This window comes from Cellulosimicrobium sp. 4261, from assembly GCF_040546915.1.
In the GTDB taxonomy this organism is placed as follows: Bacteria; Actinomycetota; Actinomycetes; order Actinomycetales; family Cellulomonadaceae; genus Cellulosimicrobium; species Cellulosimicrobium cinnabarinum.
Genome location: NZ_JBEPOQ010000005.1, coordinates 191829 through 216966, shown reverse-complemented (window position 1 = coordinate 216966; position 25138 = coordinate 191829). Strand labels below are relative to the sequence as shown.

Sequence of the window (25138 nt, the reverse complement as noted above, 5' to 3'; positions counted from 1 at the left end):
TTCGTGGCCAGGACCGCGCGGCGAGAGCCGGGAGCACGGCACGACGCCGGGCCCGCCGCCGCCGTCGCGCACCGGTGGTCGCCGAGCGCGTGCCGGGTCGAGGCGGCCCCGGCACCGACGTCACTCGTCCGTGATCGCGCGCACCACCGTGTCGGCGAGCAGCCGCCCCCGCAGGGTCAGCACGGCACGGCCGGTGACCGCCGCGCGGCCGTCGAGGAGCCCGGTCGCGACGAGCCCGGCGACCGCACGCCGGCCGGACGGGGCGAGGACCGCGAGGTCGAGACCCTCGCGCAGCCGCACGCCGAGCATCGCCTGCTCGAGCCGGCCCTCCGCCCGCGTGAGGAGCTCCCGTCCCGCCGCCGGGCTCGTGCCCGCCTCGAGCAGCGCCGCGTACCGGCGCGGGTGCTTGACGTTCCACCAGCGCACCCCGACCCGGGCGTCCTCGGGCGACGTCACCGCGGACCCGGCACCGGTCGCCGCGACGTAGGAGTGCGCGCCGGGACCGATCCCCCACCAGTCGTCGCCGCGCCAGTAGGCGAGGTTGTGGCGGCAGCGGTCGGCGTCGGTGCGCGCCCAGTTGCTCACCTCGTACCAGGTGAGGCCCGCCGCCGTGAGCAGCTCGTCGGCGAGCTCGTACTTCGTGGCCTGGTCGTCCTCGCTCGGGAGCGCGACCTCGCCGCGCCGCACCTGGGCGGCCATCTTCGTCCCTGCCTCCACGACGAGCGCGTACGCGGACACGTGGTCGACGCCGGTCGCGAGCGCGGCCTCGAGGCTGGCCCGCCAGTCGTCGAGGCTCTCCCCCGGCGTGCCGTAGATGAGGTCGAGCGAGACCTGGAGGCCGGCGTCGCGCGCCCAGCGCACGACGTCCGGGATGCGGCGCGGGTCGTGCGTGCGCTCGAGCGTCGCGAGCACGTGCGGCACGGCGGACTGCATGCCGAACGACACGCGCGTGAACCCGGCCGCAGCGAGCTCGGCGAGCGACTCGGGCGTCACGGAGTCCGGGTTCGCCTCCGTCGTCACCTCGGCGTCCGCGGCGAGCCCCCACGCCTCGCGGACGCCGTCGAGCAGGCGGACGAGGTCGCCCGCAGGCAGGAGCGTGGGCGTGCCGCCGCCGACGAAGACCGTCGAGACCGGACGCGCGGGCAGCCCGGCGTCGTGCAGCACGCGCGCGGCGAGGTCGATCTCGCGCAGCGCCGTGCTCGCGTACGACGCCTGGCTCGCACCCCCGCCGAGCTCGGACGCCGTGTAGGTGTTGAAGTCGCAGTACCCGCACCGCACCGAGCAGAACGGGACGTGCAGGTAGACCCCGAACCCGCGGGCCGCGGGCTCCGTGCCGCCCGTGCCTCCCCCGACCCAGGAGGGCAGCGAGCCGTCGGGCGGGACCGGCTCGCCCTCGGGCAGCGCCGGGCTCACTTCTTCGACTTGTCCTTGGCGTCCTTGCCGCCCGCGGCGTCGGAGGAGAGCGCGGCGATGAAGGCGTCCTTCGGGACCTCGACGGACCCGATGTTCTTCATGCGCTTCTTGCCCTCCTTCTGCTTCTCGAGCAGCTTGCGCTTGCGGCTGATGTCGCCGCCGTAGCACTTCGCGAGGACGTCCTTGCGCATCGCGCGCACCGTCTCGCGCGCGATGACGCGCGCGCCGACGGCCGCCTGGATCGGCACCTCGAACTGCTGGCGCGGGATGATCTCCTTGAGCTTCGCCGTCATCATGACGCCGTAGTCGTACGCCTTGTCCTTGTGCACGATCGCGCTGAACGCGTCCACCTGCTCGCCCTGGAGCAGGATGTCGACCTTCACGAGGTCGGCCACCTGGTCGCCCGAGGGCTCGTAGTCGAGCGACGCGTACCCGCGCGTGCGGGACTTGAGCTGGTCGAAGAAGTCGAACACGATCTCGGCGAGCGGGAGCGTGAAGCGCAGCTCGACGCGGTCCTCGGACAGGTAGTCCATGCCGAGCATCTGGCCGCGACGGTCGTTGCACAGGCCCATCACGGTGCCTACGAACTCGCTCGGCGCGAGGATCGTCGCCCGCACGACCGGCTCGCTGACCTGCTTGATCTTGCCGCCCGGGAACTCCGACGGGTTCGTCACGTTGACGAGCGTCCCGTCCTCGAGCGTCACGTCGTAGACGACGTTCGGCGCGGTCGAGATGAGGTCGAGGTCGAACTCGCGCTCGAGCCGCTCGCGCACGATCTCCAGGTGCAGCAGGCCGAGGAACCCGACGCGGAAGCCGAAGCCGAGCGCGACCGACGTCTCCGGCTCGTAGTTGAGCGCGGCGTCGTTGAGCTTGAGCTTGTCGAGCGCGTCGCGCAGGACCGGGTAGTCGGTCCCGTCGATCGGGTACAGGCCCGAGAAGACCATGGGCTTCGGGTCCGAGTAGCCGCCGAGCGCGTCCGCGGCGGGCTTCGCCGCGTTCGTCACCGTGTCGCCGACCTTCGACTGGCGCACGTCCTTCACGCCCGTGATGAGGTAGCCGACCTCACCGACGCCGAGGCCCTTCGTGACGATCGGCTCCGGCGAGATGACGCCGATCTCGAGCAGCTCGTGGGTCGCGCGCGTCGACATCATGACGATGCGCTCGCGCGGGTTGAGGTTGCCGTCGACGACGCGCACGTACGTCACGACGCCGCGGTAGGTGTCGTAGACCGAGTCGAAGATCATGGCGCGCGCCGGGGCGTCGGCGTCGCCGACCGGCGCGGGCACGCGCTCGACGATGCGGTCGAGCAGCACCTCGACGCCCGCGCCCGTCTTGCCGGAGACCTTGAGCACGTCGTCCGGGTCGCCGCCCACGAGGTTCGCGAGCTCCTCCGCGTACTTCTCGGGCTGCGCCGCCGGGAGGTCGATCTTGTTGAGCACGGGGATGATCTCGAGCTCGTTCTCCATCGCGAGGTACAGGTTCGCGAGGGTCTGCGCCTCGATGCCCTGCGCGGCGTCGACGAGCAGCACCGCGCCCTCGCACGCCGCGAGCGACCGCGAGACCTCGTACGTGAAGTCGACGTGCCCCGGGGTGTCGATCATGTTCAGCGCGTGCGGCGTCTCCACGCCGTCCGCCACGACGGCCCACGGCATGCGGACGGCCTGCGACTTGATCGTGATGCCGCGCTCGCGCTCGATGTCCATGCGGTCGAGGTACTGCGCGCGCATGGCGCGCGGCTCGACGACACCGGTGAGCTGCAGCATGCGGTCGGCCAGGGTCGACTTGCCGTGGTCGATGTGCGCGATGATGCAGAAGTTCCGGATCAGCTCGGGCGGCGTGGCCGCGGGCTGGATGCGGGTGCTCAGCTGGGCACTGGGGATCGGGGACAACGCGGGTGCGCTCCTGGGAGTGGCGTGCGGGTCGGGCCGCGCGCTCGGGGGCGGCGCGCCGACGGTCGCTCTCGGGCGGGCGGGAACGACCATTGTCCCACGTCCGGCGTCGGGTACCCGCCCGCCCTGCGGGGCGCCGCGAGCCGACCTAGCGTGGAGGACCGGCCGGCCGCACCGGGTCGACCGGCGACGAGAGGAGCGCTCATGGCCCAGGACACCGAGCACCGCACCTCCGGCCGCCCCGGCGGGCGCCGCGTGCTGGCGATCGTGACGAACTACGGCGTCGAGCAGGACGAGCTCGTGGTCCCGCTCGAGCACCTGCGCGGCGAGGGGGTGGAGGTCGACGTCGCGGCCACGTCCGCCGACGACGTGCAGACCCTCGTGGGCGACAAGGACCCCGGCCGCACCGTGACCCCGAACCTCACGCACGCCGACGCCGACCCCGCCGAGTACGACCTGCTGCTCGTGCCGGGCGGGACGATCAACGCCGACGCGCTGCGCCTCCAGGACGACGCGGTGAGCCTCGTGCGCGCGTTCACGGCCGCGGGCAAGCCGGTCGCGGCGATCTGCCACGGCCCGTGGGCGCTCGTCGAGGCGGCCGCCGTCGAGGGCAAGACCCTGACGAGCTACGCGTCCCTCGAGACGGATGTGCTCAACGCGGGCGGCGCCTGGGTCGACCGGTCCGTCGTGCGCGACGACGAGGGGTACACGCTCGTCACGTCGCGCGACCCCGGGGACCTCGACGACTTCCTGCGCGAGGTGGACGCGGTCCTGGCCGGGTGACGCGCACCGTCCGCGCCGGGTGACCCGCACCGGCGGGTCATCCGCCGCGCGCCCGCCCAGGTAGCGCCCCGGTCCCGCGAGGTAGAGCCCTGGCCCCGCGAGGTGGAGCCCCGGTCCCGCGAGGTAGAGGCCCGGCCCCGCGAGGTGGAGCCCTGGTTCCGCGAGGCAGAGCCCTGGTCCGGCGAGGTGGGGTGACCACGGCTCTACCTCGGCGCGCCAAGGTCCGGCCGGCCGGGCGTCCGGGGCACCCGGGCGGACGCGCGTCTGCCCGGTAGGGTGCGCGCGTGGCACGCAACCGATGGCTGGGACTTCTGACCGACGCGGCGCGCGCCGTGGTCTCCGGGCTCACGCGCTCGCAGGGCGCGGGGCAGGGTGGCGCGAGCCAGGGCACCGCGGCGACGCGGGCCCCGGGGCGTGAGCGGACGCCGTCGGGCCGCGGCCGCGGCGACCGCACGCCCTCCCCTCGGCCCGGGCCGCGTCCCGGTGCTGCACCGGGCCCTCGTCCCCGCCCCGCGGCGGGCGGGCGACCGGGCCAAGCCGGGACGGCGGGCGGCCGGGGCGCGTACCCGGGCGACTTCGAGGGCACCGTGCGCGCGCGGTACGCGCCGCGGCCCGACGGCGACCCGGACCCCGGTGAGATCGTCTGGACGTGGGTCCCGTTCGAGGAGGACCACTCGCAGGGCAAGGACAGGCCGGTGCTGCTCGTCGGATCGGACGGCGCATGGCTCCTCGGCGTGATGCTCACGAGCAAGGACCACTCGCGCGACGCCCAGGACGAGGCGCGCTGGGGACGGTACTGGCTGGACATCGGGTCGGGACCGTGGGACGCGAAGGGGCGCGACAGCGAGGTCCGGCTGGACCGCGTGGTGCGCGTCGACCCGGACGCGGTGCGCCGCGAGGGGGCCGTCGTCGGGCGCGACGTCTTCGACCGCGTGGTCGACGGGATCTCGCGACACCGCTGAGGCGGTGGCCCCGGCTCTTGAGGTGGTAGCCCCGGCTCTCGCGCCGGCCTCCGGGCCTCGCGCGGGGCCGCACGGCGACGGCGCGGCGGCCGCGCGGGACGATTAGGGTCCCGACCAGACCGCTGGTATTCTTGATGGCTGCGTGTCCGCCCAGGTCGGCGGGCACAGCTCCAGCACCTCTCCACGGGTTCCCCACCCCAGTCCCGGAGCTGGAGTCGCCCTCTACGACCTATCCGCTCGCTCCGGCGAACAGAACCAGAAAGTCCACACGTGGCCAACATCAAGTCCCAGATCAAGCGCATCCGCACGAACGAGAAGGCTCGTCTGCGCAACAAGGCAGTCAAGTCCGAGCTCAAGACGTACGTGCGCCGCGTGCGCGAGGCCGTCGCGGCGGGCGACAAGGACGCGGCGACCACCGCGCTCCAGGCGGCGTCCCGCAAGCTCGACAAGGCCGTCTCGAAGGGCGTCATCCACGCGAACCAGGCCGCGAACCGCAAGTCGGCCATCGCGAAGTCCGTCAACGCTCTCTGAGCGCACGGTTCGCCCGCGGTGTCGTGACACGCTGATCGTCGCGACGCTCGCACAGGTTTCCCACGAGGGGCGCCGACCCGCACGGGTCGGCGCCCCTCGTGCGTCCGGCGCCGGGTGTCCGGCCCGGGCCGACGCCGTCGTTGGGCGTGACGACGGTCGCGAGCGGGAGCGAAGCCGGGCGCCTCGTCGGATCCCCGACGCCGCGCGGCGCCGGGGGCTCGAGCCCGGTACCCGGTCGCGCGGCTGCTGGGTCAGCGGCCGTGGGCCCGCGCGATCGTCAGCACCGCGCGCTCGACGGCGAACACCGGGTCACGCCCCGCGCCCTTGACCTCGGCGTCGGCCTGCGCGACGGCGCTGATCGCGGTCGCGAGCCCCTCCGGGGTCCAGCCCGCGAGCTCGCGGCGCGCGCGGTCGACCTGCCAGGGTGCGAGCCCGAGGTCCTTCGCCGCGACCCCGCCACGGCCGCGCATCGCGCCGACCTTCGCGAGGGCGCGGAGCTTCATCGCCAGCGCCGCGACGAGCGGCACCGGGTCCGCGCCCGTCGCGAGCGCGTGCCGCAGGAGCGCCACGGCCTCCCCCGCGTTCCCGGCGACGGCGGCGTCCGCGACCCGGAACCCGGTCGCCTCGACCCGGCCGCCGTAGTACCGGTCCACCACGGCCTCGCTCACGGTGCCGTCGGTGTCCGTGACGAGCTGGCTGCAGGCGGCCGCCAGCTCCCGCAGGTCGTTGCCGAGGGCCTCGACGAGGGCTCGGACGCCCGACGCGTCGATGCGGCGACGGGCCCTGCGGAACTCGGCGTTGACGAACGCCACCTTGTCGGAGTCCTTCTTGATCGCCTCGACCGTGACGACGGGCGCGCCGCTGCCCTTGATCGCGTCGAGCATGCGCTTGCCCCGCACTCCTCCCCCGTGCACGACGACGACCGTCGTCGCCGGGTCGGCGACCGGCACGTAGTCCACGACGTCGGCGACGAGCGCGTCGGTCGCCGACTCGGCGCCCTCGACGACGACGACCTTCGCCTCGCCGAACAGCGACGGGCTGGCCGCCACCGTGAGCATCCCGGCCTGGTACGTCGCGGCCTCGATCGTCACCTTCTCGACCTCGGGGTCGCGCTCCCGCGCGAGGTCGGCTATCGCGTCGACGGCGCGCTCCGCGAGGAGCGACTCGGGCCCCTGGACGAGCACCACGGGCGCGAGCCGGACGTCGTCCCAGGCGAGGGACGGGCCGGCGGACGGACGGGCGGTGCGGGTCGGCGCGGGCATGGCACCAGCCTGCCACGAGCCGCCCACCCGCCGCGCCGTCCGACGCGCACGGCACCGTCACGCGCACCCCGCGGCGGAGAGGACGCCGTCACGCACGACGAGCGCCACGGTGCCGCACGCGTCGGTCCGCAGCACGGTGGCCCCCACCCCGCGGTAGAGGTCGAGCGCCCGGTCGGTGGGGTGCCCGTAGGTGTTCTCGCCCGAGCTGACGAGCGCGACCGTCGGTGCCAGGAGCTCCGCGAGGCGGTCCGACTGCGTGGCCGAGCCGTGGTGCGCGACCTTGACGACGTCGACCGGGCCCGTGCCCTGCGCGTCCAGGGTGCGCGCGAGCGAGGCCTGCCCTGCGTCCTCCAGGTCGCCGAGCGCGACGACGTCCAGTCCCGCCACCCGGACGAGGAGCGCCACGCTCGCGTCGTTCGCGTCGCCCGGTCCAGCCTGCAGCACCTCCCACGAGACGCCGTCGTCGAAGGTACCGCCGCCGTCCGCCCGGCCCGCCGCACCGGCGTCGCCCGGTCGCGCGACCTGCACCGGGACGCCCGCGTCCGCGAGGTCCCCCAGCACGCGCTCGGCCTGCGCCTCGGGCTCCGCGGCCGGGCTCACGAGCGCGCGCTCGACCTCTCGGCCGCGGAGCGCCGCCTCCAGACCGCCGACGTGGTCCGCGTGGAAGTGGCTGAGGACGAGCAGGTCGACCCGCTCGACCCCGAGGTCGTCGAGGCACGATCCCGCCGCAGCACCGGCGGGGCCTACGTCCACGACCACCGCAGCGCGCGGCCCGGAGCGGATGACGAGCGCGTCGCCCTGCCCCACGTCGCACGCCACGACCGCCCAGTCCGCAGGGACCGGGCCTGCGGCCACGCCGAGCGGCCGGAGCACCACGACGAGGAGGACGCACATGGCGACGACCGCGACGACCACGGCCACGACGCGGACACGAGCGTGCGGTCGTCCCTGTCCCTGTCCCTGTCCCTGTCCCTGTCCCTGTCCCTGGGGCGACCGGACCTGACGCGAACCCGCAGCCTGTCCGACGCGACCGTCCCCGACGCCGGACGACCGGGTGGCGCGACGCCACTGCCCGGTGAGGCGCGCCCGCAGCGGCGGCGACGTGGCGCGGCGCAGCGTGCGACGCTCCCCCGCGTCCTGCAGGGCGCGCGAGCGGAGGACCACGGCGAGCCCGACGGCGGTCGGCGCGGCGAGCAGCGCGGCTCCTCCGACACCTCCCGGCCAGGGCGCCCGCGCGCCGGGCGTGGCCGCGAAGACCTGGGCGACACCCGCGATCCAGCCCGTGAAGAGACCCGCCGTCCAGGCGAGCGCGGTCGCGGCACCGGGCCACCACGGCGCGACGAGGGTCGCGAGGACGCCGAGCACCGTCGCCGGCCCCAGTGCCGGCGCCGCCACGAGGTTCGCCGGGACGGCCCACGTGCTCACGCTCGGGTCGAGCAGCACGACGATCGGGGCGCACGCCGCCTGCGCTGCCACCGGTACCGCGACGACGTGCGCGGCCGCCCGCCCGCACCACGGCGCCAGACGCCGGGCGATCGGCGCCGTGAGCAGCGCCAGCCCGGCCGTCGCGGCGACGGAGAGGACGAAGCCGTACGACCGCGCCAGCCACGGGTCGACGACGAGGAGCACGACCACGGCCGCACCGAGAGCCGCCACCGCGCGGGACGGGCGCCCGAGCGCGATGCCCACCACCCCGACCACCCCCATGGCCGCCGCCCGCAGCACGCTCGGTTCCGGGTGGACCAGCGCCACGAACCCGACCATCACCGCGCCCGTCACGACGACGCGGACGGCTCGCGGCGCGCGCAGCAGGACGCACAGCGCCGCGACGCACGCGACGACGATGACGAAGTGGCCGCCGGACACGGCCGTGACGTGCGTGAGCGACGTCGTGCGCATCGCCTCGTCGAGCTCCGGGTCGAGCCGCGAGGTGTCCCCCACCGCCACCCCCGGCACGAGCCCGCGTGCCTGCGGGCTGAGCCCGTCCGTCGCGTCGAGCAGGCTCTGCCGCATGGTGTGCACGCCCTGGAGGAACCGGTCGGGGTCGTCGACGACGCGCGGCGCGGCGTCCGCGCGCAGGAACGTCCGGTCCCCGTGCACGTCGAGCCGACCGGTGACCACGACGTCCGCCCCGTAGGCGAGGTCGGTCCAACCGTCCCCCGCCCCCGCCACGACGACCGGCCCCGCCGCCGGGACGGTGGCACCGCGTGCGGTGAGGTGATCGACCGTGACGCGCACCTCGTGCCGGTCGGTCGATCCCGACCACGGGTCGGTCCGCGGCTCGACGGCGGAGCGCACCGTCCCGACGAGGGTCGCCGTCGCGCGCTCGTCAGCCAGCGCCCCGAGCGGGGCCCGCGCGGCGAGCTGGACCCCGCCCGAGAGGAGGACGGCGGTCACGCACGCGAGAACGACCACCACCTGCCCGACCACGCGCACGCCGATCGGTGACCCGGCCCGTGACCCGACCGGCACTCCGGCCCGCGGCCGGACGGGTGGGCCGAGCCGCGGTCCGTCCGCTCTCCGGGCCCTCGAACCGGGCTCCGGGCCGCAGGGCGCGGCGACGGCGTCTGCGCCGGACACCCTGGAGTAGATCGCAGCGCGGCGCAGCGCGACGAGGCCTGCGACAAGCACGACGCCCAGCACGACGGCCGTGGCACGGGCCACGAGCAGCGTGTCCGCCGCCGAGGCCCCGACGGCGACGAACCCGGTGGCCCACGCCGCGAGCGCCGCCGGGACGAGCCGGAGGTCGGTCACACGCGGACGAGGTCGCGCACGTCCTCGAGCACGGCGGGGCCGATGCCGCTGACCTCGCCGAGCTCGTCGACGGCGGTGAACGGCCCGTTCTCGTCGCGCCACGCGACGATGCGCTCGGCGAGCACGGGGCCGATACCGGGCAGCGTGTCGAGCGCGGCGGCGTCGGCGGCGTTGAGGTCGACCACCGCGCCACCCGCGCCCCCGGTACCCGCGGAGGCCGCCCCCGGGGCGGCGGACGGCGGTGCGGCGACCGCCTCGCCCGGCCGAGGGACGTGGATCTGCTCGCCGTCGGTCACGGCGCGCGCGAGGTTGAGCGCTGCGAGGTCGGCGTCGGGGGTCGCTCCCCCGGCCGCGTCGAGCGCGTCGGCGACGCGGGCGTCCGTCGCGACGGTCACCAGGCCGGGCGCCGCCACCTGCCCGACGACGTGCACGACCACCCCGCCCGGCGCCGCGGCCGCCCCGCCAGGACCGGGCGCGGGCTGGGCCTCGACGCCGTCGGCGGCCGACGCACCCGCCGCGCCGGGCGACGCGTCGGCGTCGGCCGCGACCCCATCGCCCGATGCCGCCGCGGCGGGAGAGGCAGCGGCGCCCACGCGCGCCACGGGCTCGACGCCCCCGGCCGGCGCCCGCAGCACGACGACACCGGCCGCGAGGAGCAGCACGACGACGAGCGTGACGACCGCGGTCCGCGGTCGTAGCGCCCACCGCCTGCCGCCCTCCTCAGCGAGGTCACCGAACCCGGAGTGGGCCGTCGGGTGCCCGTGCGCGGCCGTGTACGCGCTCGCCGCGGTCTGCGCCGCGCGCCGCCGGAGGCGATCCACCTCCCCCTCCACGTCGGCGTCCGCCACGGTGTCGAGCGCCTCGTCGTCGGACCACGCCGTACCCCCGCTGGGGGCGAGACCGGCGGCCTCGTCCGCCTTCGGCACCTCGGACGGCAGGGACGGCGCACGCTCCTCCGGCTCCGGCCGCGACGGCAGCCAGCCGTGGGCGCCGGGCGAGCCGGGGTCGCTCGGCGCTCCGGGGCGCCGGTGCCAGGACGGGACGGCGTCCGGCGCGGGGCCGTCCACCACCTCCGGCTGTTCCCACGACCATCGCTCGTCTCGCGTCGGTGTCGCGCCCGGCGGGTCGACCCGGGGCAGCGCGGCGGTCGCCGGGTGCCACGCGAGGGCGGGCCGCCCGGACCCGGCCACCGCCCGCAGGCGTTGCCGGACGACGGCGCCGTCCCTCCCGGGGTCGCGGCCGGGGCGGGCGTGCTGTCGGGGCTCGTGCCGAGGTGTGCTCACGCCGTGGACGCTAGGGCGCGGCCGGTGCACCCTGCCGACGCCGCTGCCCGGCCTGTGGAGGAGGCGACCAGGTGCGCGGCTGTGCACGGCCACGCACCGGCGCCCCTGGCGTCGGGGACCTCAGATCGTCGCCGAGAGGTCTCCCACCCCGGAGCCGCGGTCGGCGAGGTCCGCCACCACGACGGCGAGCACCCCCGGGCCGACGTGCGCCCCGAGCACGGCGCTCACGGGCGTCGCGACGACGTCCAGGCCGGTGCGCTCGGTGAGCGTCACCGCCAGACGGTCGGCGCCGTCGTCGTCCCCCACGTGGTGGACCGCGAGCGCGGGCCGCGCGCGGCGGGCCGCGGACTCCACGGCGACCGCCGTGAGCCGCTCGACGGCGGCGGACCGGGTCCGGACCTTCTGCACGACCTCGATCCTGCCGTCACGCACCGTCAGCAGCGGACGGACGCCCAGCACCGTCCCGAGCGCGGCCGAGGCCGCGCTGAGCCGGCCGCCCCGGCGCAGGTGGTCGAGCGAGTCGACGAGGAAGACGGCACGGCTCGCGTCGGCCACCTCGATCGCCCGCCGCGCGACCACGTCCGTCCCGGCCCCGGCTGCCGCTGCCGCCGCGGCCTCGCGCGCGGCGAAGCCGAGCCCCATCGCGACGGTCCGCGAGTCCACGACCCGCACGGGGACCGGCGCGTCGGCGGCTGCGAGCGCCGCCGCGTGCACCGTGCCCGACAGCTCGCCCGAGAGGTGGACGGAGACGATCTCGCGCGCGCCTGCGGCGGCCGCCGCAGCGTACGCCTCGCCGAACGCCCGCGGCGTCGGCTGCGAGGTGGTCACCCGGTGACCGGCCTGGAGGTGCGCCGCGACGTCCTCGGCGGTGAGGCCGACGCCCTCCAGGTACGACTCGTCGTCGACGACGACGTGCAGGGGGACGGCACGCAGCCGCTCGTCGGATCCTGCGGGCAGGGAGGCCGTGGAGTCGGTGACGACGTGCACGCGGTGGTCGGTCATGGCCGCGCCACCTTACGGCGACCACGCGTCGTCGCGCACCCCGGCCACGCAGGGACGCGACCGGCCCGCGACGCCGGAGCGGCGCCGCGGGCCGGTGGCCGGTGCGTCAGGCCGAGGTGGCCGCGACGCCCGCGGGCACGGCCTGCTCCGCAGGACGCGGCGCAGGCCGCTCCGCGGCGAGCCGACGGTAGGACGCGTGGTCGACGTACAGCTCGTCGCGCAGCGGGTTGCGACGCCGCGAGACGATCACGTACGCCTGGTAGACCGCGACGGCGACGTTCGCGAGGAGCGAGACGAGGCTCACCACGAAGAGCGCCGTCGGGTCGTGGGAGGACTGCACCGCGAACGGCGAGTCGGAGACGAACGCCGGGACGGCCATGGTGAACATCATCCAGAACGCGAGGGTGTGGGCACGGTGCTGGAGCCAGGCACCCTTGCGCAGGAAGAAGGCGGGGATGGTGCACGAGATCAGCAGGGCGGCACCGGCGTAGAACGCGTGGTCACCGACGCAGTTGTAGACGTAGGCGAAGTTCCAGAGGTCGTAGGCGATGATCCAGAACCACATCATGTCGGGCCAGATCATGTCCTGGAACCGGTCACGGGTCACGAAGATCCCGACCCACCCGCAGATGGTGACGAGGTTGAGGATGCCGGCGACCCCGTTCATGACGTTCCACGGGCCGCCCACCATGACGACGCCGTCGACCACGCCGTCCATCCCCGTGACCTGGAAGTCCCGGATGACGGCCTCGAGGATGTTGAGCCCGAGGATCGCGGGCGGGAACAGCAGGGCGTACCGCATGGCGCGCAGCCGAGGGCTGTAGCGCAGGAGCATGAAGCCGATGCAGCCCGCGAGGGCCGAGTAGACCTTGACCCAGTGGAACCACGTGCCGGTCGAGGAGCCGGCGCCCGCCGTCTGCGGCCAGACGAAGATCGTCAGCACCACGGGCAGGACCACGAAGATCCCGACGGCCGCGGTCTTCGACCAGCGCACGAGCTCGTTGAGCGCGATGAGCGCGGCCAGCACGACGAACCACATGACGGCTGCCTGCCACGGGATCGAGTCGAACAAGAACATGTCGTCTTCTCCTGGGGGACGACCGGGCGGTCCCACGCCGCCCGGGGACGGTGCGCGCTCGGAGGGCTTCCGGGTCCCGGCGCGCCGGAGGACCCGGGATCACCCGTCCGAGGAGCTCTCCTCGTCCAGGTGCAGCGTCTGACGCACGATCGTCGCGAGGACCGCGTCGTCCACGTCCGGGGAGCTCCGGACGAGTCCGACGAGCCCGTAGACGAGCACGTAGAACGTCTCCGCGACGTGCGTGATCCGGACGCGGTGCCGTGCCGCGTAGGCCTCGACCGTGGTGGCCTCCAGGCTCGCGACGACCGCGCGGACGGCGCGGTCGAGGAACCGGTCGTAGAGCCCACCGTTCTCGGGGCGCCGGAGGTCGTCGCGCAGCGGGTCGATCGCGCGCAGGTAGGTGCGGAACATCGCCACGCAGTCGACGAGCGCGGTGTCGATGTCGCCCGTCTCGCGAGCGGCGTCCCAGGCGCGGACCGCCGTGGTGAACTCCTCGACGTACTCGTCGAGCACGGCGTCGACGAGCGCGTCCTTGTCCGCGAAGTAGTAGTAGACGAGCCCGCGCGCCACGCCGGCGCGCTCCGCCACGTCCGTGGTGGACGTCTTCGCGATGCCTCGCTCGACGAAGGGCTCACGGGCGGCGCGGACGATCTCCTCGGCCCGCACCTCGGGTGCGGACCGACGTCGCCGCGTCGGTGTCGTGGCGCTCATGGAAGCTCCTTCGTCAGGGGGACGTCTTCACGCTAGGACCGCTATTGACACATCGTCAATAAAGCCGGGCGCCTCGGGGACGAAGGTCCCCGAGGGTCGTGACGACCGTCCGGGCGCGGCCGGGCGGCCGCCCGCGCCGCGCCCTAGGATCCGAGGCATGGGCGACGACGCACCGACCGACCCGGAGATCCTGGCCCTGCGCGCGGCCGCCGCGCAGGCCGCCGCGGAGGCCGCCGAGGCCCGCGCCGCCGCGGCGCGGGCGGCGCTCGAGGCCGCCGAGGCGGCGGCGCGCGGCGACGCCCCCGAGCGGGACGCCCCCGCTCCCCCGGCCTCCGCTCCCCCGACCGACGCGACCCCTGCCGACGCGACGCCCGGGGACGCTCCCGCGGCCGAGCCGTCCCCGACGGACGCACCGCCGGAGCCGGCGCCGACCGGCCCCGCCCAGGACGCGCCGTCGTCCCCCGGCGACGGGTACGCCGCGCAGGTGGCGGCGGGCTACGCGTACGCCGGTGGCACGCTCCCGCTCGGCGCGCTGCTGGAGGGCGCGGAGGGTGGCGACCCGTCCCCCCGCGCCGACGTCCAGGTGGGGTTCGCGCTCTCGATGCTCAACCGGCACGGGCTGGTGGCGGGCGCGACGGGGACCGGCAAGACGAAGACGCTGCAGGGCATGGCGGAGGGCCTGTCGGCGGCGGGCGTCCCGGTGTTCCTCGCCGACGTCAAGGGCGACCTGTCGGGGCTCGCCGTCGCGGGGACGTCGTCCGCGAAGATCGTGGAGCGCTCGGCGTCGATCGGCCAGGACTGGAGCCCGACGGCGTACCCCGTCGAGGTGTACTCGCTCGGCGGCCTCGGCACCGGGGTGCCGATCCGGACCACCGTGACGGACTTCGGCCCGCTCCTGCTCGCCAAGGTGCTCGGCCTCAACGAGACGCAGGAGTCGAGCCTCGGCCTCGTCTTCCACTGGGCGGACGCGCAGGGTCTCGCGCTGCTCGACCTCAAGGACCTCCAGGCGACGCTCGCGTACCTGACGTCCGACGAGGGCAAGGCCGAGCTCCGGGGCATCGGCGGCGTGTCGACCGCGACGGCCGGCGTGATCCTGCGCGAGATCGTCGCGCTCCAGGCGCAGGGCGCGGACGTGTTCTTCGGCGAGCCGGCGTTCGCGACGGCGGAGCTGCTGCGGACGACGGCCGACGGGCGGGGCGTCGTCTCCGTGCTCGAGCTCCCCGCGGTGCAGGACCGCCCGGCGCTGTTCTCCACGTTCCTCATGTGGCTGCTCGCCGACCTCTTCCAGGAGCTGCCCGAGGTGGGCGACGTCGAGAAGCCGCGGCTCGTGTTCTTCTTCGACGAGGCGCACCTGCTGTTCACGGGCGCGTCGAAGGAGTTCCTCCAGCAGGTCGTGCAGACGGTGCGCCTGGTGCGGTCCAAGGGCGTCGGCGTGTTCTTCGTGACGCAGAGCCCGAAGGACGTCCCCGCCGACGTGCTCGCGCAGCTCGGGAACCGCGTCCAGCACGCGCTGCGCGCCTTCACGCCCGACGACGCCGCGGCCCTGCGGGCGGCCGTACGCACCTATCCCACGTCGCCGTACGACCTCGAGCGGCTGCTGCAGTCGCTCGGGACGGGCGAGGCCGTCGTCACGGTGCTCACCGAGAAGGGCGCGCCGGCCCCGGTGGCGTGGACGCGGGTCCGCGCGCCGCAGTCGTCGATGGACCCCGCGCCGGCGTCCGTGCTCGAGGGCATCGTGGCGGCGTCGCCCGCGACGGCCCGGTACGGCACCGCCGTCGACGCCGAGTCCGCGTTCGAGCTCCTCCAGGTGCGCGTCCAGGAGCAGGCGGCGGCGCGCGCCGCCGCGGAGGCCGCCGAGGTCGAGGCCGCCGCGCAGGAGAGGGCGGCGAAGGAGGCCGCCAAGGAGGCCGAGCGCGCGGCGAAGAAGGAGCAGGCGGAGCTCGAGAAGATGCGGGCGAAGCTCGAGCGCGAGGCCGCGACGGGGCGCCCGCCGTCGTCGGGGTCGTCACGCTCGCGGTCGTCGAGCCCGCTCGACTCGTTCCTCCGCTCGGCGGGCACCCAGCTCGGCCGCGAGCTCACCCGCACCATCTTCGGCACCCGCCGCCGCTGACCCCGCACCGCGGGCACCCGCTGAGTGCACGAGATCGTCGCGCCTGAGGGCCTCGGACGCGACGATCTCCCGCAGTCAGCGTGTCGGGTCGTCAGACGACGATGTTGACCAGCTTCGGGGCGCGGACGATCACCTTGCGGACCTCGGCGCCGTCGATCGCGCGCACGACGTTCGGCTCGGCGAGCGCGGCGGCCGTGAGGTCCTCCTCCGAGATCGACGGCGGCACTTCGACCCGCCCGCGGACCTTGCCCTTGACCTGCACGATGCACGTCACGGTGTCCTCGACGAGGTAGCGCTCGTCCGCCGTCGGGAAGGGCTCGTGCGCGAGCGAGCGGTCGTGCCCCAGGCGCTCCCACAGCTCCTCCGCGATGTGCGGCGCGACGGGCGCGGTCATGAGCACGAGCGGCTCGACGGCCTCGCGCGGCACGCGGTCGAGCGACGTGAGGTGGTTGTTCAGCGTGATGAGCTTCGCGATGGCCGTGTTCGGGCGCATGTGCTCCATCTCGACGCGCACGTCCGCGATCGCACGGTGCACGGCGCGCAGGGTCTCGGGCGACGCCGGCTCGTCGACGACCGTCACCTCGCCCGTCTCCTCGGAGACGACGTTGCGCCACAGGCGCTGCAGGAAGCGCTGCGACCCGACGACGGCGCGCGTCTCCCACGGGCGCGACAGGTCCAGCGGGCCCATCGACATCTCGTAGACGCGGAACGTGTCGGCACCGTACTCGGCGTACATCTCGTCGGGCGTGACGACGTTCTTGAGCGACTTGCCCATCTTCCCGTACTCGCGCTGCACGACCTCGCCGTTCCAGCGGTACACGACCTCGCCCGAGCCGTCGGGCGCGGGCTCCTCCGTGACCTCCGTGGCGGGCACGTACTGGCCGCGCGCGTCGGTGAACGCGTACGCCTGGACGTAGCCCTGGTTGAACAGCTTGTGGAACGGCTCGACGCTCGACACGTGGCCCAGGTCGTAGAGGACCTTGTGCCAGAACCGCGCGTAGAGCAGGTGCAGCACGGCGTGCTCGACACCGCCCACGTACAGGTCCACGCCGCCGGCGCGGCCCGCGCTCGGGTTGTGCTCCGGGCCCATCCAGTAGCGCTCGAGCTCCGCGTCGACGACCGTGTCCTGCTCGCCGCCGTCCCACTGCGGGTCGAGGTAGCGCAGGTAGTACCAGCACGACCCGGCCCAGTTGGGCATCGTGTTCGTGTCGCGGCGGTACTGCTTCGGCCCGTCGCCGAGGTCGAGCGTGACGTTGACCCACTCGTCGTTGCGGCCCAGCGGCGCCTCGGGCGACGAGTCGGCGTCGTCCGCGTCGAACGTGCGGGGCGCGTAGTCGGGGACGTCCGGCAGGTCGACGGGCAGCAGCGCGTCGGGGATCGCGACGGGCTGGTCGTTCTCGTCCCACACGATGGGGAACGGCTCGCCCCAGTAGCGCTGGCGGCTGAACAGCCAGTCGCGCAGGCGGTACGTCGTGGTGCCCTCGCCGATGCCCTTGCCCACGAGCCACTCGGTGATGCGGCGCTTCGCCTCGGGCACGTCGAGCCCGTCGAGCGAGATCTCGTCGTTGGCCGAGCCGACGACCACGCCGTCGCCCGTGTACGGGCCGGTGAAGTCCTCCGGCAGCCCGTCCGCGGGCTCGACCGTGCGCACGACCGGCAGCCCGAACGCCTCGGCGAACGCGAAGTCGCGCTCGTCGCCGCCGGGGACGGCCATGATCGCGCCCGTGCCGTAGCCCATGAGCACGTAGTCGGCGGTGAAGACCGGGATCGCCAGACCGTTCACCGGGTTCACCGCGAGGTGCCCCGTGAACACGCCCGTCTTCTTGCCCGCGTCGGCCTGCCGCTCGACGGCGGTCTTCGCGGCGGCCTCGCGCCGGTACGCCGCGACGGCCTCGACCGGCGAGCGGTGCCCGCCCGTCCACGCGCTCGACGTGCCGTCCGGCCAGTGCGCAGGGACCTCGTCGAGCAGCGGGTGCTCGGGCGAGACGACCATGAACGTCGCGCCGAACAGCGTGTCGGGGCGCGTCGTGAAGACCTCGACCTCGGCGCCGGACTCCGCCGCGGCGTCGTTCGCGCCGTCGGGCGTGCCGAGCACGGGGAACCGCACGAGCGCGCCCTCGCTGCGCCCGATCCAGTTGCGCTGCATCGCGGTGACCTTCTCGGGCCAGTCGATGAGGTCCAGGTCGTCCGCGAGGCGGTCGGCGTACGCCGTGATGCGCATCTTCCACTGCCGCAGGCTGCGCTGGAACACGGGGAAGTTGCCGCGCTCGGAGCGGCCGTCGGCGGTGACCTCCTCGTTCGCGAGGACCGTGCCCAGGCCGGGGGCCCAGTTCACCGGCGACTCGTCCACGTACGCGAGACGCTGCGAGTCGACGACGGCCCGGCGCTGCTGGGGCGTGAGCGTCGCCCAGTCCGCACCCTCCTCGACGTCCTCGACGCCGCCCGGCACCGGCCGCGCGCCCGACGCGAGCTCGGCCTCGAGCTCGGCGATGCGGCGCGCGCGACCACGACCGCCGTCGGGACGCAGGGCCTCGGGGTCGTACCAGGAGTCGAAGATCTGCAGGAAGATCCACTGCGTCCAGCGCACGTACTCGGGGTCGATCGTCGCGAACGAGCGGCGCGAGTCGTGCGCGAGCCCGAGGCGGCGCAGCTGCCGACGCATGTTGGCGATGTTCGCCTCGGTGGTCACGCGGGGGTGCTGTCCCGTCTGCACCGCGTACTGCTCGGCGGGCAGGCCGAACGCGTCGTAGCCGAGGGCGTGCAGCACGTTCTCGCCGCGCATGCGCCGGAACCGGCCCACGACGTCCGTCGCGATGTACCCCAGGGGGTGCCCGACGTGCAGGCCCGCGCCCGACGGGTACGGGAACATGTCCATGATGAAGTAGGGGCTCGCGCCCTGGGGCCGGTCGCCGTCGCCGTCCGTGAGGTCGCCGGTGGGGTTCGCGGCCCAGAACGTGCCGCGCTGCTCCCAGAGCTCCTGCCACTTGAGCTCGATCTGCTCCGCGAGCGCCGGCGTGTAGCGGTGGGCGGGGCCGCCCGCGGCGGGGGCGTCCGGGGCGTGCGGGATCGAGGTCGTGTCAGGCGTGGTCACCCGGCCGAGTTTACCGGCCGCCGCGCGGCCCGACGGCGGCCGTCCGCCCCGTGCGAGGATGTGCGGCGTGATCATCGTGACGACCAACGACGTGCCCGGCTACCGCATCGACGCGGTGCTCGGCGAGGTCATGGGCATGACCGTGCGCAGCGCCAACCTCGGGGCGAACTTCGTCGCGTCCTTCCGCTCGATCGGCGGCGGGGAGGTCAAGGAGTACACGCAGCTCGTCTACGAGTCGCGGCAGGAGGTCATGCACCGCATGGTGCAGGAGGCGCAGCGCCGCGGGGCCAACGCCGTCGTCGGGATGCGCTTCGACACGGGCGAGATCGCGGCGTCCTTCTCCGAGGTGTGCGCGTACGGCACGGCCGTCGTCGTCAGCCCGCTCGCCGCGGGCCAGCCCGGCGCGACGGCGCAGTCCGCCCACCAGGCCCAGGGCGCGCCGTCCGCCCCGCAGCCGGGCGGCCAGGCCTTCCCGCAGGACGCCGCGCCGGACCAGCCCGCCTGGCGCTGACGCGACCCGACACCCCGGCCCGGCACCACCGGCCGAGGGACGACCGTCAGAACAACGAGACGATGATGGGGCCCTTGACCAGCAGGATCCACGCGACGAGCGCGACGTAGCCGATCGCCAGGAACAGGTGCCGGTTGCCCACGAGCGCGCGGCGCACGCCGGCCCCGGCGGGCAGGTAGCCCTCCTGCACCGCGTGGACCACCTGGTACCAGAACAGCGGGATCATGGCGAACCACACGACCATGCAGTAGGGGCACATCGCGGAGATCGCGTACATCGTCGTCCACATGAGGAAGACGATCAGGCCCATGCCGAGCGTCGTCCCCGCGAGGAGCGCGAGCCAGTACCAGCGCGGCAGGCGGGCGCCCGCGAGCAGGACGACGCCCGTGGTGATGACCACGGGGAACGCCGCGATGCCGAGCAGCGGGTTGGGGAAGCCCAGGAGCGCGCCCTGCCACGAGTCCATCGCGTCGCCGCAGTCGAGCAGGGCGTTGACGCTGCACGAGGCGACGTGGCTCGGGTCGGCGAGCTTGAGGTACTTCTCGATCGCGAGCGCCGCCGAGCCGGCGAGGCCGATCGCGCCCAGCACGACGAGCAGCCAGCCCATCGTGCGCGGGCTGATCGGGCGAGGGCCGGACGTGGGCAGCAGCTCGTCGTCGGGCTCGGCGGACACGTTCGCACCGGCGGTGGCGCTCTTGCTCACGGGGACGCTCCTCGTGGGTCACCGGCTCGCGCCGGACGTGACGGCGCGCACGGCGGTGCACGCACGGCACAACCTACCGCGCCCCGCTGGGACCCGGCTGGGAGCCGCCGGACCTCCGCACGCGCGCGACCTGGAGCGAGGCGGGGACTACCGCGGCGGCGCGGCGGCCGCGGAGGGCGAGCGCGCGCCGTCGGGCAGCGTGGCGACGACGACGCCCGCGGGGCGGCGCCCGACGACGAGGATGATGGCCAGGCCGGCCACCGTGAGCACGACCCCCGTCCAGGCGGGGGCGAGGTAGCCCCAGCCGGCGGCGATGACGAGCCCGCCGAGGAACGCCCCGTTGGCGTTGCCGACGTTGAGCGCGGAGTGGCACAGCGCCGCGCCGAGCGACGGCGCGGACGGCGACAGGTCCATGAGCCGCGTCTGGAGCGACAGGCCGAGGATCTGCGACGTCACGCCGAGGAGGAACAGCGACAGCACCGCCGGGACGGGGTGCTGCCCCGTGAGCGCGAAGAGCGCGAGCATCGCCCCGGTCGACACGAACCCGAGGTACACGGTGCGCATCACCGAGCGGTCGGCGAGCCGGCCGCCGATCACCGTCCCGACGGTCATGCCGACGCCGAAGATCGCGAGCACGAGCGGCACCGCACCGGACGCGAGCCCGGTGACGCGCGTGACGGTCGGCTCGACATAGGAGTACACGGCGAACATGCCGCCGAACCCGATCGCGGCCCCCACGAAACCGGTCCACAGCGGGCCGTTGCGCAGGGCGCCGAGCTCGCGCCGCACGCTCGTGTCCTCGTTGCCCGCCCCGGCGGGGATCAGCCGCCACAGCGCGAGGAGCGTCACGAGCCCGAGCGCGCCGACCACGACGAACGCGGCCCGCCAGCCGAGCTGCTGCCCGGCGAACGTGGAGAGGGGCACGCCGACGACGTTGGCGATCGTCAGGCCGGCCATCATCGTCGCGACGGCGCGGCCGCGGCGGCCGGGACCGGCGACGGCCGCGCCCACCGCCGCCCCGACGCCGAAGAACGCGCCGTGGGGCAGCCCGGCGAGGAAGCGACCGGCGACGAGGGTCTCGATGCTCCCCGCGGTGGCGGAGAAGAGGTTCCCGAGCGTGTAGAACGCCATGAGCGCGACGAGGAGCGTCTTGCGCGGCACGCGTGCCGCGGCGACGGTGAGGAGCGGCGCGCCCACGACGACCCCGACGGCGTACGCCGTGATCGCGTGACCCGCGGTCGGGATGGACGTGCCGAGGTCGGTCGCGATGTCGGACAGGAGCCCCATGGTCGCGAACTCGGTCGTCCCGATGGTGAAGCCGCCCATCGCGAGCGCGAGCAGCGCGGGCCAGGCGCCGCGCAAGCGGCCGGTGTCGCGGGGCGTGGGGTCGTCCGACGGCGGTGCGGGCGGGGTGGCGTCGGTCATGGTGTCCTCGTGCGTCGGTCGGGCGGGGCGGTCGAGCGGCTCGGACCGGGTGTCGAATCGATTCGAGCCAGGTCGGCGACATCGGCGACGAGAAGTCGGGGCAGGCGGCCAGTCTAGGCGGAGACGGGCTCCGCGCGCACGACCCACACGTGGTCCGCAGCGCGCAGGCCGAGCTGGGCGGGCGGCGCCGGGCGAGCGTCCGGCGCCGGTGCGACACCCTCCGCGGGCGGCGACCAGACGACCGAGAGGATGCCCGCGTACTCGCGGCGCTCGCGGACCTCGACCCCCGTGTCGAGGCCGACGCCGATCTCGGCGAGGTAGCGCAGCACGTCCGGGTCGGCGTCGGAGATCCGCACCACGGTGCCGCGGTCCCCCACGACGAGCTCCGCGAGCGGGACCGCGGGGGGGCGGACGACGGAACCGTCGGCGCCGGGGATCGGGTCGCCGTGCGGGTCGCGCGTGGGGTGCCCGAGGCGCGCGTCGATGCGCTCGATGAGCAGGTCGGAGACCGCGTGCTCGAGCACCTCCGCCTCGTCGTGGACCTCGTCCCACCCGTAGCCGAGCTCGGACACCAGGTACGTCTCGAGGAGCCGGTGGCGGCGCACCATCGCGAGCGCGAGGCTGCGGCCGCGCTCGGTGAGCGTGATCGCGCCGTACGGCGCGTGCTCCAGCAGGCCCTGCGCGCTGAGCCGCCGGACCGTCTCGGAGACCGTGGACGCCCCGACGCCGATCCGCTCGGCGAGGAGCTTCGTCGTCACGCGCTCGTCCGCCCACTCCTGAGCGGCCCAGACGACCTTGAGGTAGTCCTGGGCGACGGGCGTCAGGTCGGTCGGGTGGTCCACCCGACCACCCTAGGTCACCAGGTCAGGCGGGGGCTCAGGGGGTCGCGGACCGGACGAGCTCGAGCCGCACCTCCACCGCGCCCTGGTCGCGCACCTGCACGGGGGCGTCGGGCGGCACCGCGATCCCGAAGTCGGAGAAGCGCACACCGATCGCCCCGGTCGCGAGCACCCCCTGGCCCGACCGGCGGACGTCGAGCGCGACCGTCACGGGCTGGGTCTCGTCGCGGATCGTCAGCGCCCCTGCGGCCTGGAGCCGGACCGCCTCCCGGGTGGACGCCAGCTCGCTCACGTCGAGCGGCGACGTGAGGGAGAAGAGCGTGGTCGGGTACAGGTCCGCCTCGAGCGCCTGCTGGAGCTGGCGGTCCGCCACGGACGACCCGGTGCGGAGCGCGGTCGTCGCGACGGTCACCGTCGCGGTCTCCAGCTCGCCGTCCACGACGCGCAGCGTGCCGGTGACGTCCGGCGTGGTGCCGAGGAGCACCGCCTCCTCCGCCGGGACGTCGAGGACGTCCGCGCGGAAGCCCGCCTCGGAGCCCGGCGCGACGACCCACTCCCCGTCCACGTCGAAGGGCCCCGGCTCGGCGGGAGCGGCGGACGCCGTCTCCTCCCCCGGCGACTGCAGACCCAGCGGGGGCGGCGTGCGACCCTCCTGCACCTCGGAGTACACGAACGGGGCGAGGAGCACCACGACGAGCGCGAGGACCACCGACACGACGATCCAGCGCGTCGACCTGCTCATACGCCCATCCTGCCGTGCCGGGCAGCGCGCGGCGAGCACCGACGCGCAGCGGCTCAGCCCTCGCCCTCGGGCTCGTCCCCGACCGAGGCGCCCGCGGGTGCGTCGCCGCCGGGCAGGTCGCCCTCGGTGCCGTCCTCGGTACCGACCTCGTCGGGCTCCTCGACGACCGGCTCCCCGGACGGCGTGGGCCACGCGATCCGCGGCCAGACCTTCGCGGACTCGTCCGTCCCGATCTGCACGAGCTGCCAGTCGACGATGCGCCGTCGCTCGGGGTCGAAGCGCAGCACCGTCATCTCCGCGGTGCCCTTGAGGGGGCCGATGCGGAGCTGGTCCTTGACCGCGCCCGCGGTGCTCCCGCTCACGTACCGGACGCCGCCGCCCGTGCGCTCCGGCCCGGACCGGGTGTGCATGTGCCCCGAGACCTGGTTCGGGACGCAGCCGGAGTCGAGCGCCTCGTTCCCCATGCGGGGCGTGTGGATGAGGAGGAGGTCGATGCCGTCCCCGTCCTCCTGCTCGGTGCACGCGACCTCGGCGAGCCGGGCCGCGTACTCCTCCGGCGTCTCCTCGCGGGGCGGCTGGCTGCCGAGCCCGAGCCGCGTCTCGAGCGGGTCGCGGTCGCCGAGGATGCGGATCCCCTCGACCTCCACGACCTTGCCGTCCAGCACGGTCTGGCCGTTCGCGCGCTCCTGCGCCGAGGTCTCGACGCTGTCGTGGTTCCCGTCGGCGACGACCATCGTCACGCCCTTCGGCACCGCGGACGCGAACGAGTCGACGCAGAACGACTCGACGGCCGTGCCGTTCATCGTCGTGTCGCCGGCGTTGAGGACGACCGACGCACCCGACCGCTCCACCGCGGTCCGGATGAGCGGGGACATGCCGGTGTTGCAGTGCAGGTCGCTCACCACGAGGAGCGTGACGAGGTCCTCCTCCGCCGCGGGGGCGGGCTGCGGCGTCGGCGCGTCGCGCGCCTCGTCGCCGTCCTCGGTGTCGGACGCGCCGTCGGGCGCGCCGGGCTCCTCGGCGCCCGCGTCGGGCGCGTCGTCGGCGCCCGACGACGGCGCGTCCGTCGCGTCCGGGGCGTCACCCGTCGCGTCGGGGGCGTCGGGCGACGCACCGTCGGACGGCTCGCCGGACGGCCGGTCGTCGGACGTGGCCGCCGCGGCGGGCCGCGGTGCGGTGAGGCGCTGGATCCGGTCGCGCCGGTCCCAGGCTGCGACGAGGTTGGCGTCCGCGCGCGCGTAGAAGTCCTCGTTCTCGCGGTAGAGGTCGATGAGCATCGCGCCGTAGGTGTCGACGACGCCCGCGAGCCGTCCGGTGATGCGCGCGCCCTCGAGCGGGGTCCCGTCGAACACCGCGGACGCGCGCTGGGCCGGCCCGGACGTCGTGCCCGGGTCGCTCGCGACGAGCGACGCACCGACGAGCGAGACGAGCACGACGCCCGCGGTGATCTCGTACGTCCGCGGCGCGACCCGCTCGCTGAGCTCGCGTCGGCGCGGCGGACCGAGCAGGAGGTAGAGACCGGCACCGACGGCCGCGACGACGAGGACCGCGAACCCCGTGCGGCGCAGCGCGTCGACGACGAGGGCGCGCGCGACGGAGCCGATCGTCTCCTGCGGGCCGCCGAAGAAGCGCAGGTAGTCCTCGAGGTCCTGGGACAGGCCCTCGAGCGTGTCCGCCTGCCCCACGGCCGTGAGGTCGGCGGGGATCTCCTCGACCGTGACGTCGGCGCCCAGGCCGAGCGGCAGCGGCGAGTCGATCTGGATGGTCCCGAGCGGGCCGAGGTCGACGGTGACGAGGCCGTTCGTCGTGACCTCGTACAGCGCCTCGTGCGGGCCGAGGCTGCGCTCGGCCGTCGCCGTCGTGACCCCCCACACGACGCACGGCACGAGGGCGAGCAGGATGCCGAGGGTCCAGCGGACCCAGCGGGGCGGGGTGCGGTGCGGACGGCTCATCACCGCACAGCCTTGCCGATCCGGCGCTCCACCGCCAACCGCGGGCGCCGTGCGCCCCGCCGGTCGGGACCGGCGGGGCGCACGGAGCGGCGCGGCG

19 protein-coding genes are annotated in these 25138 nt (G+C 75.0%); 5 read left to right on the top strand and 14 right to left on the bottom strand.

Annotated elements, in window-relative coordinates; translation table 11 throughout:
* Window positions 1-120: 120 nt before the first annotated feature.
* Window positions 121-1413, bottom strand: a complete 1293-nt coding sequence (gene hemW / locus ABIE39_RS09000) for a radical SAM family heme chaperone HemW (protein WP_354051409.1) — start codon at window positions 1411-1413, stop codon at window positions 121-123.
* Window positions 1410-3302 (bottom strand): translation elongation factor 4, encoded by a 1893-nt coding sequence (gene lepA, locus ABIE39_RS08995; protein WP_074809749.1) that lies wholly within the window; start codon window positions 3300-3302, stop codon window positions 1410-1412. Before lepA ends, hemW begins: the two co-directional genes overlap by 4 nt.
* 204 nt (window positions 3303-3506) lie before the next feature.
* On the opposite strand from lepA, the gene ABIE39_RS08990 reads away from it, so the two are divergent.
* From ABIE39_RS08990 to rpsT, 3 genes are all read left to right on the top strand, one after another.
* Window positions 3507-4085, top strand: a complete 579-nt coding sequence (locus ABIE39_RS08990) for a type 1 glutamine amidotransferase domain-containing protein (RefSeq protein WP_108051312.1) — start codon at window positions 3507-3509, stop codon at window positions 4083-4085.
* Between the two features lie 284 nt (window positions 4086-4369).
* Complete coding sequence (locus tag ABIE39_RS08985) at window positions 4370-5047, top strand: type II toxin-antitoxin system PemK/MazF family toxin (protein WP_209829677.1); 678 nt, start codon at window positions 4370-4372, stop codon at window positions 5045-5047.
* A 270-nt stretch (window positions 5048-5317) separates the two neighbouring features.
* Complete coding sequence (rpsT, locus tag ABIE39_RS08980; protein ID WP_043659362.1) at window positions 5318-5578, top strand: 30S ribosomal protein S20; 261 nt, start codon at window positions 5318-5320, stop codon at window positions 5576-5578.
* A 251-nt stretch (window positions 5579-5829) separates the two neighbouring features.
* Here rpsT and holA read toward each other — a convergent pair whose 3' ends face one another.
* The 6 genes from holA to ABIE39_RS08950 all read right to left on the bottom strand — a co-directional run bounded on the left by holA (window position 5830) and on the right by ABIE39_RS08950 (window position 13668).
* On the bottom strand, window positions 5830-6840 hold the full coding sequence (holA, locus tag ABIE39_RS08975) for a DNA polymerase III subunit delta (RefSeq protein ID WP_074809752.1): 1011 nt from the start codon (window positions 6838-6840) through the stop codon (window positions 5830-5832).
* Window positions 6841-6897: 57 nt separating this feature from the next.
* Window positions 6898-9237, bottom strand: coding sequence for a ComEC/Rec2 family competence protein (locus tag ABIE39_RS08970; protein WP_354051406.1), 2340 nt, complete (start codon window positions 9235-9237; stop codon window positions 6898-6900).
* Window positions 9238-9590: 353 nt separating this feature from the next.
* Window positions 9591-10877 (bottom strand): ComEA family DNA-binding protein, encoded by a 1287-nt coding sequence (locus tag ABIE39_RS08965; RefSeq protein WP_255437084.1) that lies wholly within the window; start codon window positions 10875-10877, stop codon window positions 9591-9593.
* A 120-nt stretch (window positions 10878-10997) separates the two neighbouring features.
* Complete coding sequence (locus tag ABIE39_RS08960) at window positions 10998-11879, bottom strand: DegV family protein (RefSeq protein ID WP_175008352.1); 882 nt, start codon at window positions 11877-11879, stop codon at window positions 10998-11000.
* A gap of 106 nt (window positions 11880-11985) precedes the next feature.
* The gene (locus ABIE39_RS08955; RefSeq protein WP_171468086.1) at window positions 11986-12957 is read right to left on the bottom strand and encodes a DUF5692 family protein; all 972 of its coding nucleotides are present in this window, start codon (window positions 12955-12957) and stop codon (window positions 11986-11988) included.
* Between the two features lie 99 nt (window positions 12958-13056).
* On the bottom strand, window positions 13057-13668 hold the full coding sequence (locus ABIE39_RS08950; RefSeq protein ID WP_354051404.1) for a TetR/AcrR family transcriptional regulator: 612 nt from the start codon (window positions 13666-13668) through the stop codon (window positions 13057-13059).
* Between the two features lie 157 nt (window positions 13669-13825).
* Here ABIE39_RS08950 and ABIE39_RS08945 point away from each other — a divergent pair, with 157 nt between their 5' ends.
* Entirely contained in the window at window positions 13826-15778 is a 1953-nt protein-coding gene (locus ABIE39_RS08945; protein ID WP_209829679.1) for a helicase HerA-like domain-containing protein, read from the top strand.
* 91 nt (window positions 15779-15869) lie between these two features.
* On the opposite strand, the gene leuS is transcribed toward ABIE39_RS08945, so the two are convergent.
* Window positions 15870-18869 (bottom strand): leucine--tRNA ligase, encoded by a 3000-nt coding sequence (gene leuS / locus ABIE39_RS08940; RefSeq protein WP_502914841.1) that lies wholly within the window; start codon window positions 18867-18869, stop codon window positions 15870-15872.
* 67 nt (window positions 18870-18936) lie between these two features.
* Here leuS and ABIE39_RS08935 point away from each other — a divergent pair, with 67 nt between their 5' ends.
* A complete protein-coding gene (locus tag ABIE39_RS08935; protein WP_175008348.1) occupies window positions 18937-19380 on the top strand; it encodes a heavy metal-binding domain-containing protein in 444 nt (147 codons plus the stop codon).
* A 46-nt stretch (window positions 19381-19426) separates the two neighbouring features.
* On the opposite strand, the gene ABIE39_RS08930 is transcribed toward ABIE39_RS08935, so the two are convergent.
* The 5 genes from ABIE39_RS08930 to ABIE39_RS08910 all read right to left on the bottom strand — a co-directional run bounded on the left by ABIE39_RS08930 (window position 19427) and on the right by ABIE39_RS08910 (window position 25041).
* Window positions 19427-20083 (bottom strand): vitamin K epoxide reductase family protein, encoded by a 657-nt coding sequence (locus tag ABIE39_RS08930; protein WP_354051401.1) that lies wholly within the window; start codon window positions 20081-20083, stop codon window positions 19427-19429.
* A 147-nt stretch (window positions 20084-20230) separates the two neighbouring features.
* Window positions 20231-21508 (bottom strand): MFS transporter, encoded by a 1278-nt coding sequence (locus tag ABIE39_RS08925; RefSeq protein ID WP_354051399.1) that lies wholly within the window; start codon window positions 21506-21508, stop codon window positions 20231-20233.
* A 113-nt stretch (window positions 21509-21621) separates the two neighbouring features.
* Entirely contained in the window at window positions 21622-22350 is a 729-nt protein-coding gene (locus ABIE39_RS08920; protein ID WP_354051397.1) for a metal-dependent transcriptional regulator, read from the bottom strand.
* A 34-nt stretch (window positions 22351-22384) separates the two neighbouring features.
* Window positions 22385-23089, bottom strand: coding sequence for a YceI family protein (locus tag ABIE39_RS08915; protein WP_175008345.1), 705 nt, complete (start codon window positions 23087-23089; stop codon window positions 22385-22387).
* 53 nt (window positions 23090-23142) lie between these two features.
* Window positions 23143-25041: a metallophosphoesterase family protein gene (locus ABIE39_RS08910; protein WP_209829681.1), complete on the bottom strand. Its 1899-nt coding sequence runs from the start codon at window positions 25039-25041 to the stop codon at window positions 23143-23145.
* Window positions 25042-25138 lie beyond the last annotated feature (97 nt).

What these genes read in the sequence shown, in the direction of transcription:
- ABIE39_RS08990 (WP_108051312.1), top strand. Translation starts at nt 3,507, where the DNA reads ATGGCCCAGGACACCGAGCACCGCACCTCCGGCCGCCCCGGCGGGCGC.
- holA (WP_074809752.1), bottom strand. Translation starts at nt 6,840, where the DNA reads ATGCCCGCGCCGACCCGCACCGCCCGTCCGTCCGCCGGCCCGTCCCTC.
- ABIE39_RS08960 (WP_175008352.1), bottom strand. Translation starts at nt 11,879, where the DNA reads ATGACCGACCACCGCGTGCACGTCGTCACCGACTCCACGGCCTCCCTG.
- ABIE39_RS08955 (WP_171468086.1), bottom strand. Translation starts at nt 12,957, where the DNA reads ATGTTCTTGTTCGACTCGATCCCGTGGCAGGCAGCCGTCATGTGGTTC.
- ABIE39_RS08950 (WP_354051404.1), bottom strand. Translation starts at nt 13,668, where the DNA reads ATGAGCGCCACGACACCGACGCGGCGACGTCGGTCCGCACCCGAGGTG.
- ABIE39_RS08945 (WP_209829679.1), top strand. Translation starts at nt 13,826, where the DNA reads ATGGGCGACGACGCACCGACCGACCCGGAGATCCTGGCCCTGCGCGCG.
- ABIE39_RS08925 (WP_354051399.1), bottom strand. Translation starts at nt 21,508, where the DNA reads ATGACCGACGCCACCCCGCCCGCACCGCCGTCGGACGACCCCACGCCC.
- ABIE39_RS08915 (WP_175008345.1), bottom strand. Translation starts at nt 23,089, where the DNA reads ATGAGCAGGTCGACGCGCTGGATCGTCGTGTCGGTGGTCCTCGCGCTC.
- ABIE39_RS08910 (WP_209829681.1), bottom strand. Translation starts at nt 25,041, where the DNA reads ATGAGCCGTCCGCACCGCACCCCGCCCCGCTGGGTCCGCTGGACCCTC.